At 71.6% G+C, this 16,682-nt stretch carries 17 protein-coding genes; 6 read left to right on the forward strand and 11 right to left on the reverse strand.

The window, feature by feature from the left end:
* The first annotated feature begins 101 nt into the window (after positions 1-101).
* The 3 genes from ABT294_RS39935 (at position 102) to ABT294_RS39945 (ending at position 2,011) form a co-directional block, all read left to right on the forward strand.
* A complete protein-coding gene (locus ABT294_RS39935) occupies positions 102-296 on the forward strand; it encodes a DUF5999 family protein (protein WP_350811646.1) in 195 nt (64 codons plus the stop codon).
* Between the two features lie 23 nt (positions 297-319).
* On the forward strand, positions 320-853 hold the full coding sequence (locus ABT294_RS39940; RefSeq protein WP_350811647.1) for an ATP-binding protein: 534 nt from the start codon (positions 320-322) through the stop codon (positions 851-853).
* Between the two features lie 291 nt (positions 854-1,144).
* Complete coding sequence (locus ABT294_RS39945; protein ID WP_350811648.1) at positions 1,145-2,011, forward strand: universal stress protein; 867 nt, start codon at positions 1,145-1,147, stop codon at positions 2,009-2,011.
* A 51-nt stretch (positions 2,012-2,062) separates the two neighbouring features.
* Here the strand turns inward: ABT294_RS39945 and ABT294_RS39950 are convergent, their stop codons facing one another.
* From ABT294_RS39950 to ABT294_RS39970, 5 genes are all read right to left on the reverse strand, one after another.
* Positions 2,063-3,556, reverse strand: coding sequence for a bifunctional aminoglycoside phosphotransferase/ATP-binding protein (locus tag ABT294_RS39950; protein ID WP_350811649.1), 1,494 nt, complete (start codon positions 3,554-3,556; stop codon positions 2,063-2,065).
* A gap of 60 nt (positions 3,557-3,616) precedes the next feature.
* Entirely contained in the window at positions 3,617-3,868 is a 252-nt protein-coding gene (locus ABT294_RS39955) for a dsRBD fold-containing protein (RefSeq protein ID WP_350811650.1), read from the reverse strand.
* A gap of 92 nt (positions 3,869-3,960) precedes the next feature.
* Positions 3,961-4,167: a DUF1918 domain-containing protein gene (locus ABT294_RS39960; RefSeq protein ID WP_350811651.1), complete on the reverse strand. Its 207-nt coding sequence runs from the start codon at positions 4,165-4,167 to the stop codon at positions 3,961-3,963.
* 196 nt (positions 4,168-4,363) lie between these two features.
* On the reverse strand, positions 4,364-4,852 hold the full coding sequence (locus tag ABT294_RS39965; protein WP_350811652.1) for a hypothetical protein: 489 nt from the start codon (positions 4,850-4,852) through the stop codon (positions 4,364-4,366).
* Between the two features lie 48 nt (positions 4,853-4,900).
* Complete coding sequence (locus tag ABT294_RS39970; RefSeq protein ID WP_350811653.1) at positions 4,901-5,758, reverse strand: universal stress protein; 858 nt, start codon at positions 5,756-5,758, stop codon at positions 4,901-4,903.
* A gap of 188 nt (positions 5,759-5,946) precedes the next feature.
* On the opposite strand from ABT294_RS39970, the gene ABT294_RS39975 reads away from it, so the two are divergent.
* Entirely contained in the window at positions 5,947-6,396 is a 450-nt protein-coding gene (locus ABT294_RS39975) for a pyridoxamine 5'-phosphate oxidase family protein (RefSeq protein ID WP_350811654.1), read from the forward strand.
* Here ABT294_RS39975 and ABT294_RS39980 read toward each other — a convergent pair.
* Both ABT294_RS39980 and ABT294_RS39985 read right to left on the reverse strand, forming a co-directional pair.
* Positions 6,344-8,023, reverse strand: a complete 1,680-nt coding sequence (locus ABT294_RS39980) for a sensor histidine kinase (RefSeq protein ID WP_350811655.1) — start codon at positions 8,021-8,023, stop codon at positions 6,344-6,346. The two genes, ABT294_RS39975 and ABT294_RS39980, sit on opposite strands and share 53 nt — an antisense overlap.
* Positions 8,024-8,159: 136 nt before the next feature.
* A complete protein-coding gene (locus tag ABT294_RS39985) occupies positions 8,160-9,143 on the reverse strand; it encodes an Acg family FMN-binding oxidoreductase (protein ID WP_350811656.1) in 984 nt (327 codons plus the stop codon).
* 213 nt (positions 9,144-9,356) lie between these two features.
* Here ABT294_RS39985 and sulP point away from each other — a divergent pair, with 213 nt between their 5' ends.
* Positions 9,357-11,009: a sulfate permease gene (gene sulP / locus ABT294_RS39990; protein WP_350811657.1), complete on the forward strand. Its 1,653-nt coding sequence runs from the start codon at positions 9,357-9,359 to the stop codon at positions 11,007-11,009.
* A 4-nt stretch (positions 11,010-11,013) separates the two neighbouring features.
* Here the strand turns inward: sulP and ABT294_RS39995 are convergent, their stop codons facing one another.
* Complete coding sequence (locus ABT294_RS39995) at positions 11,014-11,670, reverse strand: CBS domain-containing protein (RefSeq protein WP_350811658.1); 657 nt, start codon at positions 11,668-11,670, stop codon at positions 11,014-11,016.
* Positions 11,671-11,984: 314 nt separating this feature from the next.
* Here ABT294_RS39995 and ABT294_RS40000 point away from each other — a divergent pair, with 314 nt between their 5' ends.
* Positions 11,985-12,266, forward strand: a complete 282-nt coding sequence (locus ABT294_RS40000; protein WP_350811659.1) for a hypothetical protein — start codon at positions 11,985-11,987, stop codon at positions 12,264-12,266.
* 424 nt (positions 12,267-12,690) lie between these two features.
* On the opposite strand, the gene ABT294_RS40005 is transcribed toward ABT294_RS40000, so the two are convergent.
* The 3 genes from ABT294_RS40005 to sigJ form a co-directional block, all read right to left on the reverse strand.
* Positions 12,691-14,079 (reverse strand): sensor histidine kinase, encoded by a 1,389-nt coding sequence (locus ABT294_RS40005; protein WP_350811660.1) that lies wholly within the window; start codon positions 14,077-14,079, stop codon positions 12,691-12,693.
* A 127-nt stretch (positions 14,080-14,206) separates the two neighbouring features.
* Positions 14,207-15,127, reverse strand: coding sequence for an NADP-dependent oxidoreductase (locus tag ABT294_RS40010; protein ID WP_350811661.1), 921 nt, complete (start codon positions 15,125-15,127; stop codon positions 14,207-14,209).
* 196 nt (positions 15,128-15,323) lie between these two features.
* Entirely contained in the window at positions 15,324-16,214 is an 891-nt protein-coding gene (sigJ, locus tag ABT294_RS40015) for an RNA polymerase sigma factor SigJ (protein ID WP_350811662.1), read from the reverse strand.
* Between the last annotated feature and the right edge of the window lie 468 nt (positions 16,215-16,682).

The following is a 16,682-nucleotide window of genomic DNA, read 5'->3' on the forward strand; positions in this document are numbered from 1 at the left end:
CCTATGTGGGCGTTTATCCCGTCCCCCGGCGCTCCTCCTCCGGCGATGCTGGATGACGTCCGCAAGAAACGTCGTGACCAGCGAAGACAGAGGAGCGAACCATGTGCAGGCACCAGCCTCAGTGCCCGTCCGCATACGCCTCCGACCACGACGCGGCCTGCCTGGTGGCCTTCCACCCGGAACAGGGATGGGGCCTGCTCTGCAACGGCGTGGTGATCTTCGAGGACACCGGCGAGCTTCTGCCCGATGGGCGCACCGTTCCCGCCCATCGCACCCATCTCGGACGTGCAGCATGAACGCATACCCCGAATCCGTCGTCATGGATTACCTCGCACCCCGCCAGGGCGACTGGCGGGACTCAGCCGTAACAGGGCACGGCCGATACCTCCTGGACCTGGTCAAGGCCGGCCTCCAGCAATTCAAGGACCTCGCCGCCGGCATCACCCGGAAGCCGGACGCGCAGGCCGCCTCCTGGTCGCTCCCGCCCAGGATGTCGTCGGTGCCCCGGGCCCGGCACCTCGCCAGGGCCCGGCTGTCCTCCTGGGGGCTCGACGAGCCGAGCGACGTCGTCGAACTGCTGGTCAGCGAGCTGGTCACCAACGCGTTGTGCCACGCGCACGAGCCGTACCGGCTCACCCTGTTCGCCTCCGACGGCCTGCTGCGCTGCGAGGTCGAGGACTCCGACCCCACGCTGCCCCACCTGTGCCACGCCGCCGACGACGACGAGCACGGCCGCGGGCTGGCCCTGCTCGACCTGCTGGCCTGCTGCTGGGGCTGCGAACGCACGCGCGACGGGAAGACCGTCTGGTTCGAGCTCCCCACCGGCAACGGCCACCAGCACGCCCACCGCTGAGCCGACAGGAGCCATCGACGATGCGCCAGACACGGATCCGCAAACGCCGGCACGCCACCACAGGCGGCGACCTGGACCTGCGAAGCCCGTCAGGCCGGCCGCTGCCGTACTGAGCTCCCCCATGTCCCCCGGGCCGCTCCCAGGGGGCGCCGGAGCCGTCGCGGCCACCACATGCGACGGGACGGCGTCCCCCTCGGTCCCCGACCGTGGACAGAACCCCGACATACAGGACGGGCGCCCGTGGGTAGTGAACCCCCTGGGGCCGCGGGACCGAGGTTGGGGGGATCTCAGATGTCTGAACACGTCACCGTGGGCACGGACGGCTCGCGTCCGGCGACGATCGCGGTCAAATGGGCCGCCGAGGACGCCACCCGCAGGGGAGCCGCGCTGCGCATCGTCCACGTGTTCGAGCCGTGGGGCCACGACCTCCCCTACCAGCCCGTCCCCGAGGCTCCTGAGGGGATCGCGCGCTACAGCGAGGGCATCCTCGACGCCGCCGCGGAGGTCGCCCGCGCCCAGGCGCCCGCGACCGAGGTGACGACGGCCCTGCTGTCGGGACGGATCATCGGCATGCTCATCAAGGAGTCCGACGACGCGCTCCAGATCGTCGTCGGCAGCCGGGGCGTGGGCGGGTTCGCCGGCATGCTGATGGGCTCGGTGAGCATCGGGCTCGCCGGGCACGCGGCCTGCCCCGTCGTGGTGGTCCGCGGGGGCCAGGACACCGTTCAGGGGCAGATCGTCGTCGGCTTCGACGGCGCCGCGCACTCCGAAGGCGCCCTCGAGTACGCCTTCGCGGAGGCCGAGCGGCGAACGGCCCGGGTGCAGGTGGTGTACGCCTGGCAGGCCGCCATCCTGTCGCCGTACGCCAGCGGGTACAGCGCGTACTTCGACGACCTCTTCGCGGCCGGGAAGCACACCGTCGAGGAGCGGCTGCGGGCCTGGAACGATCGCTACCCCCGCGTGCCGACGATCATCACGGCGGTCTGCGATCACCCGGTCGCGGCGATCTGCGACGCGTCGACGCAGGCGGACCTGGTGGTGGTCGGCTCGCGCGACCTGGGAGGTCTCGGCGCCACCGCGCTCGGGTCCGTCAGCCGCGGCGTGCTGCACCACGCGCACTGCCCGGTCGCCGTGGTGCCGAAGCCGCAACGGCAATGACGCAGAACTCACCGACTGGGCCCATCAGCTGAGCCCCATCAGCCGAACCCGTCAGTCGGGCTCCATGAGGGGCTGCCGGAAGCGCCACGGGACGGCGAACGCGCGGGCGCTGATCGCCTTCAGCGCCCGGTCGAGCGCCTGCTCCGCCGACGCGCTGGTGTCGATCTCGGTGGCCTCCGGCCAGGGCGCCATCACCTCCGCCATCGTCGTGGCGATCGCCTGGTCGGCGTCCGAGGCCCCGCCGATGCGCGCGGCGATGCGGTCGGCGACCACCTGCGGCAGCGTGGTGCAGCGCAGCGCCAGCAGGTCACTGCAGGTCCGCTCGGCGACCCGCTCGGCCTCCGCCCGGTGCGCGGCGTGGATCCAGGACGCGTCGAGGATGACGGGCTCCCCGTACTGGAGCAGCCTCCCGGCTCTCGACAGCAGCTCGGTGTAGGTGCGCTCGGTCCACTCCTCGGTGTAGATCCCCTCCCCGTACGGGGCGGGCGCGGGTTGGAGGGCGGCGGTGCCGGCGAGCTCCTTGCGGACGTGGTCGCTGCTCAGCAGCGTGTACCCGAACCGGTCGGCGAGGGCGGCGGCCAGGGTGGACTTCCCGGTTCCCGGCGTGCCGCCGACGAGGATCAGCGTGACCGCACCGGCCTGCAGGTGTCGCAGCGCCAGGTCGGCGAGGTCGCGGGCCTGCGCCGCCGCGCGGGACTCGCCCTGCCCGTACCGGACGCAGGCGACCTTGGCGCGGACGAACGCCCGGTAGGCGACGTAGTGATGCCACAGCGAGGGCGGGGACGGGTCGCCGGAGAACTCGGCGTACCAGTGCAGGAACAGCTCGGACAGCCTCGGGGCGCCCAGCCGTTCCAGGTCCATCGCCAGGAAGGCGGCGTCGTCGAGGCCGTCGAGGAAGCGCAGCCGCTCGTCGAACTCCAGGCAGTCGAGGATGCGCGGGCCGTCGTCCAGGCAGAAGATGTCGTCGGCGAGCAGGTCCCCGTGGCCGTCGACGATGCGGCCCTCCTCGACGCGGGCCTCGAAGAGGGCCTGGCGGCCGTCGAGGAAGCGCTGCGTCAGCCGTTCGATCTCGGCCTCCGTCCGGGCGTCGATCGGGGCTGCCGGCAGGGCTCGGACGTGTTCGAAGCTCGCGCTCCACCGCGACCGCAGCGCCTCCCGCCCGCCCTGCCGGTCGATCAGCGGGCCGCGCCGGGCGCGGGCGTGCAGGCTGGCGACCAGCCGGGCGATCCGGCGCAGGTGTTCCTCCACCGCCTCGCCCGCCCGGACCATCGTGGCCAGCCGGCGGTCCTCGGGCATCCGCCGCATCACGACGAGGTGCTCGCACGGCCTGCCGTCGGGGCCGAGCACGTCGGCCACGCCCTCGTACACGTCGGGCGCCAGCCGCCGGTTGAGCTTCACCTCCTCGTGGCAGGCGGCCTCGCGGGCCTCACGGGCGGCGAAGTCCAGAAAGCCGAGGCTCACCGGCTTCTTGAGCTTGACGACGTGATCGCCGAGGAACACCACGACGGCGGCGTGCGTCTCCTTGATCTGCGTCCAGGGCGTCATCGGCGCCGCCTCCGTTCCCCGTACTCGACGGCCGCCGGGTGTCGCCCTCGTCCGCGCCGGTCAGCGGCCCAGGCACTCGGCGATGTCCTGGGTGGTCGCGTCGTGCAACCTGTCGGCCAGGTCGGCCAGTGCCCTGGCGACCGCGAGCTCGTCACCGATGTCGGGCACGGGCCGGTCGATCGGGTTGCGGCGGGCCCGGCCGATACCGGCCATGTGGTCGTCGATTCCCCCGGTGGACAGGACCGCGCGGGCCGAGGTGACGTCGCGGTCTTCGGTGATGTCGATCTGTATGCTCCATCGCTTGGTCTCCATCACGGAGCCTCCCCTCGAATGGGTGCGGCGCGTCCGGCCCTCCCGCCGGACGCGCGAGCCACGCCCCCCGTGATGCCGCGCCTCCCGGCGCGTCACCGCCATTCAGGTGTGGCGTGATGGTGCTCGACGTGGGCGTCGGGCCCCGGGAACACCAGCGTCTCGTGCCCCTCGTCGTGCCAGCGCACGACGTAGGGCGGCGAGCCGTCCGCGTTGCGCAACTCGACGATCACGCCGACCCGGCGTGGCTCGCCCAGATGCACGCGCTCAACGATGATCGTGTCTCCGACTTCTGCCTTCATGGATCCCCCTGAGCTGCCCGGCCGTGGCCCGGCGAGCGGTGGGCCCGGGATGATCACCGCGGGCCTCTGCCACCGTCGCGAGCGGGCGACGGGCGCTTCGCGTCATGTCGGTTCTGGTGGTACCCGTTCTGGCGGTACTCCATGTGATCGGTCGATCACCCCATCATCTCCATTGTCCAATCTGGTCCGAGTCCTGTCACCCTGGGTCCGCGGCCAGTCGCACGGCGGTGACCTTGTACTCGGGGCACGAGGTCACCGTGTCCGCGTGGCCGGAGGTGAGGCTGTTCACCCGGCTCGGGGGGAAGTGGAACGCGCAGAAGACCTGGCCTGGCGCGGTGTCCTCGGTGACGAGGATCAGCGGATGGTCGTCGTCGGGTTCCTCCCCGGGCGGCGAGATGGGCCAGCCCGTCGGACGTGGCGAACCGCTCCTGGTAGAGCCTGGTCTCTCCGGGCGCGCCGGGGTCACGGGACGGCCAGGGGACGTGACGGCGGGCGTGTGCCCGCTGCTCAGGTCGGCGTAGAAGCCGGCCGGCAGCCCCAGCCGCCTGGCCACGTGTGGCGCCCACTCCTCAGGCCCCCCGCCCTGCTTCGGGGCTTCGGCCAGGGCTTCGATCAGGCGGACGCCGGGCCGTCCGCGCCGGTCGGCGAGGGCACGGAAGGCGTTGAAACGGTCGCCCGAATTCACGAATTCATCATGCCCAGTTCGGGGGCGCGACATCCCGGCGGAGCCGGTTCACGCCTCGCTGTCCTGCCTGCGGCGGACCACGGCGAGCGGGCACGGGGACTGATGCAGCATGGCCTGGCTGACCGACCCGATGACCATGCCGGCGAACGTGCCGTGGCCGTGCGAGCCGACCACGAGCAGGTCGGCCCCGGTGGCGGCCTGCCTCAGCACCTCGACCGGGTGCCCGTGCACGACCTCCTCCACCACCGTGACGTCCGGGTGGCGCTCGCGGTGGCCTGCCAGCGTCTCCTTCAGCACGAGCAGTTCGTTGCGCTCGCTGTCGGGATCCGCGGGCTCGAACCCGCCCAGCTGCGGCCAGGCCCAGGCGTGCGCGGCGCGCAGGTCGGCGCCGCGCAGCTCCGCCTCGGCGAAGGCGAAGTCCAGCACCCGGCGGGACGCCGGCGACCCGTCGACGCCGACCACCACCTCGCCCCGGGGCAACGAGGGCAGCTCCCGCACCAGGACGACGTCGCAGGCCGCGCGCCCCGCCACCCCGTACGCGACCGACCCGACGAGCAGCCCGCGCACGCAGCCCAGGCCGTGGCTGCCGATGACGAGCAGCTCGGCGTCCTCGGCGGCGCTGACCAGCGCCGTGCGGGGATCGCCGGGCAGGAACGCGGTCGTCACCTCGATCTTCGGCTGCTCGCGGTGCGCCCGCTCCTCGGCCGCGGCCAGCACCGTCCGGCCGCCGTCGCGGATCCACCGGGCCACCTCGGCGTAGTGGCCGCCCTCGCTCTCGCTCTCGCAGGCCCAGCGCGGCATGGCGTGCACGATGGTCAGCGGCACCTCACGCAGCACCGCCTCCCTGGCGGCCCATCCCACGGCTTCCAGCCCGGCTCGCGAGCCGTCGACACCAACGGTGATCATGTTTCCTCCCCCGGCCTCTCCTTCATCACAGTCCGGCCGCGAGCGGTGGCCTAGCGACGAAGGTCCCGCACAGGAAGGACCTCCGCCTCTGGAGTGCCGCGCGGCTGCCGGAGCGCAGGCAGATCGGCGGGAATCAGAGGACCTTCGCCTCTAATGCCGGGCGGCGTCCGCCGATGATCCTGGACGGTATGCAACTCGATTCGTCAGGACTTCAGGTGCTCTCCCGGCAGGAGTGCCTCTGCCTGCTGTCGGCCACACCGATTGGACGGATCGTCTTCACCGACCACGCGCTGCCCGCGGTGCAGCCGGTCACCTTCTGCCTCGACGGGGAGACGATCGTGATCCGTACGGCGACGGGCTCCAAGCTGGCGGCCGCCACCCGGCACGCCGTGGTGGCCTTCGAAGCCGACAGCTTCGACCTCGACACGCGCACCGGCTGGTCGGTCACCGCCGTCGGGCGTGCCAGGGCCGTGCACGAACCTCGCGAGATCGCCCGGCTGGACACGCTGCCGTTGACTCCATGGGCGCCGGGCGCGCGCGCCCACTACATCACGGTCGAGACCGAGCAGGTCACCGGCCGCAGGATCACAAAGGGACCTTCCAGCTCAGCAGAGTGCCACCCCCTCCCGGAGTCGTGAGCTCGAACGAGCCGCCCAGCCCCACCGCGCGTTCCTCCAGGTTGCGCAGCCCGCTCCGGCGGCCCTCGGCCGGCATCCCGACGCCGTTGTCGCGCACGGTCAGCGTGAGCTGGTCGCCCGCCACCTCCACCGACACGTCGGCCCTGGACGCCCTGGCGTGGCGGACCACGTTCGACAGCGCCTCGCGCAGCACCGCCAGCACGTGCTCGGCGACCGGCTCGGGCACCCGGTGGTCGACCTGGCCCTCCATCCGCAGCCCCGGCATGAACCCCAGATGGCCGCGGGCCGCCTCGACCAGCTCCACGATCCGCGCGCGCAGGGTGGGCCCGCCGACCTCGTGCGCGCTCTGCAACCCGAAGATGGTCGAGCGGATCTGCCGGATGGTCCCGTCCAGCTCGTCGATGGCGTGCTGCAGCCTGCCCGCCCCCTCCGGGCGGTCCACCAGCCGTACCGTGCTCATCAGCGTCATGGCGATGGCGAACAGCCGCTGGATGACCACGTCGTGCAGGTCCTTGGCGATACGGTCGCGATCTTCCAGCAGGCTCAGCCGCTCGGCGTCGCGGCGGGCCTCGGCCAGCTCCAGCGCGATCGCGGCCTGGCCGGCGAACGCCTCCAGCATCCGCAGGTCGGCCGCGCTGAACGGCAGCCGCCCCGACCGCTTGGCCAGCGCGACCACGCCGCGCACGGCCTCCCCCACGCCTAGGGGCATCAGCAGCTCGGGGCCGAAGCCCAGGTCGCGCAGCGGCGAGTTGACGTCGTCGAGCAGGCCGCCCGCGGCCTGGGCCCGCCCCTCGGTGAACACCTGGCCGGCCGGGGTGCTCTCCAGGTCGAAGGTGATGCCCGCCACCTGCTCGGCGTGCTCGCCGTCGACGTACTCCACGACCAGGGACCGCCTGGGCTCGTCCGGCAGCAGGATCTTGACCAGGTCGGCGTCGCTCATCTGCCGGGCGCGGGTCGCCAGCATGGTCAGCACCTCGCGGGGGTCGGCCCCCGACAGCAGGCTGGTGGTCACCTCGGACGACGCCTGCAGCCAGGTCTCACGCCGGCGGGTCTCCTCGTACAGGCGGGCGTTCTCCACCGCGACGCCCGCGGCCGCGGCCAGCGCGATGACGATCGCCTCGTCCTCCTCGTCGAACTCGCCGCCGCCGCGCTTCTCCGTCAGGTACAGATTGCCGAACACCTCGTCGCGCACGCGTACCGGCACCCCGAGGAAGGTGCGCATCGGCGGATGCCCGGGCGGGAAGCCGTACGACTCGGGATGCTCGGCGATGCGGCCCAGCCGCAGCGGCCGGGCGTCCTTGATCAGCAGGCCGAGCAGGCCCAGCCCGTGCGGCCAGTGCTCGATCCCGGCGATCTCCTCCTCGGTCAGCCCGACCGGGATGAACTGGATCAGCGTCTGCTCCTGCCCGACGACGCCGAGGGCGCCGTAGCTGGCGTCGACCAGCTTGGTGGCCGTCTCCACGATGCGGCGCAGCACGGTCTCGAGGTCGAGGTCGCTGCCGACCAGGACCACGGCCTCCAGCAGGGCGTGCACGCGGTCGCGGGTGGCCAGGACGGCGTTCAGCCTGACCTGCAGCTCCGCCAGCAACTCGTCGAGCCGCATCTGCGGCATCAACGCACGCTGCATGCCTTGCGTCATACGAGCCAGTCTCCCACCGGAGCAGTGCTACGGACACACGAGGCAGAGGAGGGAATTCTTTACTTATATACGTGTTTGCCGGGATTGTGGGTGCTTTTTGCGGATTTGCCGGGACTGCGGCTGTTCACGCGAGCATGTCGCCCAGCGGCCTGCGCACCGCTTCCTTGTCGTCCAGGGCGACGCCCAACCGCATGATCATCTGCGGGTAGCGGCCCGAGCACAGCTCCTGGCGCAGGAACTCCCGCAGGTGGAACATCTCCAGCGCCTGGGTGTGGAAGGCCGCGCTGACACCGTGCGCGGCGGCGCGCAACAGGACGCTCTGCAACGCCTGCCCGGCCGCGATCCACTCCGCCCGCTCGTCACCGCCCGTAGTCAGCAACGCCACCAGCCCCGTGGTGGTCGGCCCGCCCTGCGCCGGACCGCCCCAGTCGTGCCGCCAGGCGTATTCGCGCTGCGGGAAGTCGGGATCGCCCGCCACCTCCTGACGCGGGTAGGCGCCCGCCGGCACGCCGTCCGCACGCGTGCTGCCCGGTGGGCGCGCCCACCGGATCACGTCCAGCGAGAACCGCCGATCCTGGGACTGCACCACCTGCGCCGCCTGGGTCAGCGCCGCCAGCACCCGCACCGCCTCCGACGAGGCGATCACGGTCAGCTCGGCGCCCTCCTCGGCGGCGTGCCTGGCCAGCGACGCGATCAGGGCCGCGGGAACGGGCAGGTTCGCGAAACCCGCCCGGTGGGTGCGCCTGCGCTCGAACTCCCTGGCCAGCTCCCGCGCCTGGTCGTCGACCGCCGGAGCGGGCGCGAGCCTGACCGTGGCCAGCAGCGACGGCCGATCCGGGTCCGGCAGGACGCGCACGACCGGCTCGTACCCCTCGCCGCGCAGCGCCGTCCGGATGTTGAACAGCGCCGCCCCGCAGCTGATCAGCAGTTCCCTGCCCGCGGTGTCGCTCGCCCGCAGCTTCCTGTCGGGATCGGCGCGCAGGCTGATCTCGTCGCCGGACACCGCGAACGACCAGGGCTGGGTGTTGTGCACCGACGGCGCCCAGCGGGCGGCCTCCAGCGACGCCTTGATCGCATGCTCCGCGTCCTGCGTCCCACCGGTGGTCATGGCTTCCCCTCCTGCTGGTGATGAGGCCAGCGCATCACGGCGGGAGGGGCGCGGGCGAGAGTCGAAAGTCCCGACCTGACAGGGCGTCGGCCCTCGTCCGGCGGACGTTCGGCACTCCACCGGTTCCTACCCCACCGAGCCTGGTGTGAGGCTCGCCGAGCCTGAGGACGCCGGACCGGCGCCGGACCGGAGGCGTGCTGAGAGACTTACGGCATGGTCCAGCACCTGACCCGGCACCGGCGGGCCTGGCTGCGCGGTGACGTGCTCGCCGGCCTCACCGTGGCGGCCTACCTGGTTCCGCAGGTCATGGCGTACGCCACGGTGGCGGGGCTGCCACCGGTGACGGGCCTGTGGGCGGTGCTGGCGCCGCTGGCGCTGTACGCCGTCCTCGGCTCCTCGCGCCAGCTGTCCGTCGGGCCCGAGTCGACCACCGCGCTGATGACCGCGGTCGTGGTCGGGCCGCTCGCGGCGGGCGCCCCGCACAGGTACGCGGCGCTCGCGGCCGGGCTCGCCGTCGTCGTGGGCCTGCTCTGCCTGCTCTGCTGGCTGCTCAGGCTGGGCTTCGTCGCCGACCTGCTGTCGAGGCCCATCCTGGTGGGCTACCTGGCGGGGGTGGCCCTCATCATGATCGTCGGCCAGCTCGGCAAGATCACCGGGGTGCCGGTGTCCGGGGAGGGGGTCGGGGCCGAGCTGGTCTCGTTCGTCCGCGGGCTGCCCGGCGTCCACCTGTGGACGGTGCTGCTCTCGGCCGCGGTGCTGGCACTGCTGTTCCTCGTCCAGTGGCGACTGCCGCGGTTCCCCGCCCCGCTGCTCGCCGTCCTCCTGGCCACCGCCTGTGTCGCGCTGTTCGGGCTGGAGAGGTACGGGATCAAGGTGGTCGGCCCCGTCCCGACCGGGCTGCCCGCGCCCGCCCTGCCCGCGCTCGCCGACCTGCGGAACCTGCTGCTGCCCGCCCTCGGCGTGCTCCTGGTCGGCTACACCGACAACATGCTCACCGCCCGGGCGTTCGCCGCCAAGCACAACCAGACCATCGACGCCAACCAGGAACTGCTCGCTCTCGGCGCGGCCAACGTGGGCGCGGGCCTGCTGCAGGGGTTCCCGGTGAGCAGCAGCGGCAGCCGCGCCGCGCTCGCCGACGCGGCCGGCGCCCGCACCCAGCTGTACTCCCTGGTCTGCCTGGCCGGGGTGGTGGCGGTGCTGCTGTTCGCCGGCCCGCTGCTGGCCGACTTCCCCACCGCCGCGCTCGGGGCCCTGGTCGTCTTCGCCGCCATCCAGCTGATCGACGTGACCGCGTTCCGCCGGCTGGCGTCCTTCCGGCGCAGCGAGTTGCTGCTCGCGCTGGCCGCGCTCGCCGGGGTGCTGGCCTTCGACATCCTGTACGGGGTGCTGCTGGCGGTCGGCCTGTCCGTCGTGGAGATGCTGGCCCGGGTCGCCAGGCCGCACGACGCGATCCTGGGCATCGTGCCGGGGCTGGCCGGAATGCACGACATCGACGACTACCCGCAGGCGCGCACCGTTCCCGGGCTGGTCGTCTACCGCTACGACTCCCCGCTGTTCTTCGCCAACGCGCAGAACTTCCTGCGCCGCGCCCTGGCGGCCGTCGACCAGCAGAAAGAGCCGGTGTCGTGGTTCGTCCTCAACGCCGAGGCCAACGTGGAGGTGGACATCACCGCGCTGGACGCCGTCGACTCGCTCCGCGCCGAGCTGGCCCGCCGCGACATCGTGTTCGCCATGGCCAGGGTCAAGCAGGACCTGCGCACCTCGCTCGACGCGTTCGGCCTGACCGAGTCCATCGGCGCGGACCTCCTCTTCCCCACGCTGCCGACCGCCGTGGCCGCCTACGAGCGGTGGAAAGCCTCGTCGTGACCGCCTACAGCAGCGGCGGGACGATGAGGATGTCCTCCCTGTCGTAGGTCAGGTCGGAGACGACGTCCACGACGCCCTCCACCGCGCGGATCCGCTCCACCAGGGCGATGACCTGCGACTTGCGCTCGACCTTGCCGCCGATGGTGACGATGCCCCCCTCGATCTTGATCGAGAACGCCTCGGGCTTGCCGACCAGGTCGGCGATCTCCGCCTCGATCTCGGCGATCGGGCGGGTGAAGACGCGCAGCACGTCCTGCTGGTGCAGGGTGCCGACCACGTGCCCGGTGGCCGGGTCGACCACGGGCAGCTGCTTGATGTGCCTGTCGCGCATCATCCTGGCCGCGTCGCGCACGGCCGTCTCCGGGGTCACCGTGATCGCCGGGGAGGTCATCAGCTGCGCCGCCGTCACGCCCGCGGCCTTCTCGTGATCCTCGCGCTGCTTGCGCGACTCGTACATCGAGACGCTGTGCCGGGCGGTGTCCACCTCCTTGAGCAGCAGGTCCTCCTCCGACACCACGCCCACGGGGCGCCGCTCGGCGTCGATCACGGTGACGGCGCCGACGGCGTAGCGCTTCATCGCGTCCACGATCTCCGTGAACGAGGCCTCCTGCAGCACCGCGATGGCGACGCGCCCCATGATGTCCTTGACCTCGATCGTCATCGATGTCACCTCACTTCCAGCTATCACGCTCTCCTGTGCCCGGCAGGCCCGGCAGCGGCGAACGTCCCAGGTCGGGGAGTCTTAGGTCCCGCCGCTGCGCCCGGCACGGTGAACGATCAGACTCCATCGGACCTCGCGGGGCCGGTCGCGGGCAGGGCCGGAGGTCCTGGCCATCCCCCGCCTCTCACCAGATATGTCATGTCACAGAAGGAAATATCCGGACATCTACTCTCATGCAACACTGCTGTTTCGGAGAGAACGTGGGGGCATCCCCGAAGACCTCGAGATGCTCTCCACGGGCACATGATCCGCTCATGGCCGCTTCTGGCCGTATCTCGGCCGGACCCGAAGACCGGCGCCGCGACATCGTCCGCAAGACCAAGAACGGCCTGGACGCAGCCCGCGCTCGCGGCCGGGTCGGCGGCCGCCGTCCCGTGGTCGACGACGACAAACGCGCCGCCATCCTGGCCCGCCGCGAGCGCGGCGAATCCATCCGCACCGTAGCGGCCGGAGTCAAAGTCTCCATCGGCGTCGTCCACAAGACCCTCGCCGACACCCAGCACGCCGCCGCGGCCGCCGAGAACGACCCCCGCTGACCAGACCCAACCCTTGAAGGAGAGCGCCGTGCCGCTGCCGCAGATCCCCCGCCCCGTGGGTGAGATGCGGCCGGACAGGGTCACGCCGTCTCGGCCAGTTCGCGCCACTGTTGCCAGGTGGCGAGCCGCTGCTGGTAGACCCTCTCGGCGATCGGGTACGGGTAGCTGCCGCAGCGGCGGCTCGGGCAGGTCGACCAGGCTGAGGATGACCTCCGCGGTGACCGACGGGTCGCGCGGCGCGCGGGCAGCATCGCCAGCCAGCACCCTGGCGGGGCCAGTCGAGTGTGCGGCTGGATCCTGCGCCGCCCCGCCCGGCTGGACGACGGCCAGGTGGCCTCGCCGGGCGCGGCCGCCGAGCGGCTCTGCCCGCCGTACGCGCCGTCCGGCTGATGGGCCTATCTGTTCATGCGGCTCTTGGTGCGCGTCAGGTGCCTGCTTCCTGGTGTGCTGTTGCGGGACCTCCGCTGATGAGTGGCAGCCACAGCACGAACCTGGCCCCACGTGGCGAGTCCTCGACCGTGAGGGTGCCGTGGTGGTTGTGCGCGATGTCGCGGGAGATGGCCAGGCCGAGCCCGCTTCCGCCGGGGTCGCGGCGGCGGCCGTCGTCGAGGCGGACGAACCGTTCGAAGACGCGTTCGCGGTGGGTCGGTGGGATGCCGGGCCCGTCGTCGGTCACCGTGACCGCGACCCCGGCGTCGGCCGGTTCGACGCTGACCTCCACGGTGGACTCGGTGTGCCGCAGAGCGTTGGCCAGGAGGTTGTCCAGCACGCGGATCAGCTGCATACGCGAGCCGCGGATCTTCAGTCCGGCGGGGGCGTGGAAGGTGATCGGCACGGAGATCGGCGCGGCCGAGGACTGCGCGCTCACCTCGGTGGCGACGAGCTCGCCGAGATCGATCTTCTCCGGGGGCAGCGGATCGGTGGCCCGGAGGCGGGCGAGCAGCAGCAGGTCGTTGACGATCGCTTCCAGCCGGCCGGCGGTGGTCAGCGAGCTGCGGAGCGCGTCCTGGGCGTCGACGTCGTCGGGGTAGAGCAGCGCCTCCTCCAGGTGCGTGCGCAGGGCGGCGATCGGGGTGCGCAGCTCGTGGCTGGTGGTGGAGGCGAACTGGCGTAGCTGCTCCACCGCGCCCTCAAGCTGGCTGAGCGTCTGGTTGGCGGTGGTGGCGAGCCGGCTGATCTCGTCGTTGCCCTGCGGTTCGGGGACGCGCAGGCTGAGGTCGCTCACCGTGATCTGCGAGATCTGGGTCCTGATCGCCTCGACGGGACGCAGCGCGCGCCCCACCAGCAGCCATGCGGTCCAGGCGGCGATGCCGGTGACCAGGACGATCCCGGCCGCGAGGGCGTACTCGAGCTGATGGGTGGCCAACAGGTCCGGCTCCGGGATGCCGGCGTAGACGACGCCCGCGTCCGGTGCCGGGGTCAGGCGGATGGCGTGCAGCAGGATGCACCGGTCGTTCGGTGAGCACTCGCGGTAGGGCTGAACACGGGCGTCGGGCGGCGGCCGGAGCCGGCTCAGCGGCACGGTGGCGGAAGCCTCCCCGCTGGCGTCGATGACCCGGTGGTGGACGTCCACGACCTGGATGAGGTCGACGGGCGGGTTGGCGGGTATCGGTCGTGGCACCATGCCGCCGCGTGCGACCGGGCTCCACTGGCTCGCCACCCGCTCGGCCTGGCGGAAGGCGCCGGACTGGATCCGGTAGCGGATCGCCAGGTCCAGCGTCGCACCGAGCACCACCAGGACGCTCATCGTGAACAGCGCCACGATGAGGGTGCACCGAGCCCGGACCGAACGCGGGCGTGGAAGGAGCGGCATGTCACCTCCGTAGGCCAGAAGGCGTGGGCGGGCTGGTCCGAGGTAGAACGGGGCGTGGCCGCGGTCAGCGTGGCGATGGCCGGCAGTCCACCGGCGATCCGCATTCCGATCAGAAGGGGTCTCCTGTTCAGTCTTGCGTGACGCGGATGATCGTCTTGCCCCGGGTGCGCGTGGCGGGGGCGAACGCGGCGGGTGCTTCGGCGAGCGGCCGTACGGCGCTGACGACCGGCTTGAGCCGGCCGTCCCTCAGTCGCGTGGCGAGCTCGGTGAGCCGGGCGCGGTCGGGTTCGACGACGAAGAAGACCGCCCGCCCGGCCTTGGGCTGAACCTTGGGCGGCAGGGTGATGGTGACGAGCGTGCCGCCGGCCCGGACCAGGGCGGCCGATCGGTCGAGAATGTCTCCGCCGATCACATCGAACACGACGTCGGCCTCGCCGACGTCCTCCAGCTTCTCCGTCTGCAGGTCCAGGAAGGTGTCGGCGCCCAGTGCAAGCGCCCTGTCCCGGTCAGCGGACCGGCCAGTGCCGATGACACGGGCGCCGGCCTCGCGGGCGAGCTGTACCGCGATCGAGCCGACGCCGCCCGCGGCGCCATGGATCAGGACGGTCTGGCCTGTGGTCAGGCGGCCGTGGTCGAACAGGCCCTGCCAGGCGGTCAGCCCGGAGATCGGCAGTGCGGCGGCCAGGGTGTGGTCGACGTCCGCCGGCAGCGGCGCGAGATTGCGGGCCTCCACCGCGGTGTACTCGGCGAGCGAGCCGTTGCGGGTCCAGTCGGCCAGGCCGAACACCCGCTGGCCGACACTCAAGCCGGTCGTGCCGAACCCCAGCTCTTCGACGACACCCGACAACTCGTGCCCGGGCACGCTCGGCGTCCGGTCGCGGCCTGCGCGATCGGTCCACGTGGCCGGCCAGTCCAGCTCTCCAGGGGTGAAGCCCGCGGCGTGCACTCGCACGATGACGTCGTTCTCGGCCGCGTGCGGGTAGGGCATGTCCGACAGGGACAGCCCGGCGAGACCGGCTTCACGGTCTCGGACAGTGATGGCTTGCACAATGGTCCTTCCTGGGGAGGGCACTCGAGCGCGCAGCCCGTTCACACGCAGGGCCCCTCGCGGCTCGTCGGAGGAACGCAGCAGGTGGACGCGTGCCGTCCGGCATGATCGATCTCATCTGTTCACGAGCGTTCCTTCGTCTGTCCCGTTTGGGTTCTCATCAGGGAGACGAGGTGGCCCCTCGGGTTGTGACAGCTCAGACGTGAGAAAGCTTGTCCGGGTTGATGACCCTGCGGTACGCGGTGATCAGACCGTCTGTGATCTGCAGCGTGTCCACGGAGTAGACATGGCCCTCCCGGTGGCACACCAGGGCGAGCTCGCCGCCGACCTCGACGAGGTCGATGCGGTCCGGACGCCACTGGCGGCCCACGCGCACCATCACCTCAGCGACGCGTTCACCACCGTTGACGGGCTTGCGCATCGCGGCGACCTTGCCGCCGCCGTCGGTGACGTAGACGGCGTCCGGGTGCAGCAGCCTGACCAGGCCAGCCAGATCCCCGGCCTCGTAGGCGGCGCGAAAGGCCGCCAGCACACGTTCACGCTCCGCCTTCGACGCCTGCGGCGAAGACTGCTTCGCGTTGGCCACCCGCCGCCGCGCCCGCGAGGCCAACTGCCGGGCACCCGGCACGGAGACATCCAGCACTTCGGCGATCCGGACGAACGCGAGACCGAAGACATCGTGCAGGACGAAGGCCACCCGCTCCGGCGGGCTCAACTCCTCCATGATCAGGAGCATCGCCGAGCCGACGGACTCATCGACGATGACCGGCTCGGATGCGTCCGGCCCCGTCAGCAGCGGTTCCGGCAGCCACGGCCCGACATAGGTCTCCCGGCGGAAACGGGCACTCTTGAGAATGTCGTACGACCGCCGTGCGGCCACCGTCACCAGCCAGGCCCGCAGATCATCGATGTCCTGCCGATCTGTTCCGGCCGCCCGCAGCCACACGTCCTGGGTCACGTCCTCGGCGTCGGCCACACTGCCCAGCAGCCGGTAGGCCACGCCGAAAACCGCGGGCCGGTGCCTCTCCCATTCGGCTCCGAGCGTGTCCTCGTGCTCAGACCGTCCAGGCGCGTTCTCGTTGGCCATACAGATCGCGACCTCCTCCAGCTTGCGGATCCAGCGTAGTCATCCGAGCTCGGGATCTACGCAGACAGCGCCGGAAGCGAGCCGGCGTGCACGCTCACACCGACGACGGGTCGTACTTCATTCGACAGGGCGGTGTTTCATTGGTCGCCTGTGAAACAGCCCCCGGCCCTGCACGTCCGCGTAGCGATGATGGACCGCCACCATGACAACCCCCAAAGTGGCCCGTGCCCCGGGCTTACCGGCACGACCACGCGGCGACCATCCCCTCCTATCGGGGCAGTCGCCGCGTCCGAGACCGCCGTTGTCCGGCGGTCTCCGGCCCTTCTCCCCTCGCGTTGGCAACGGCTCTGAACTGCGGATATGGTCAATTTGTTAGGTTGTGAGCCATTTGATCTTCCGGCTCCAGTCATGGCCGCGCGATCAACGAACTCAGAGCACTCGATGTACGACCTCGGGAAGACATTCCCT

This window comes from Nonomuraea sp. NPDC000554, from assembly GCF_040300065.1.
Classification (GTDB): domain Bacteria; phylum Actinomycetota; class Actinomycetes; order Streptosporangiales; family Streptosporangiaceae; genus Nonomuraea.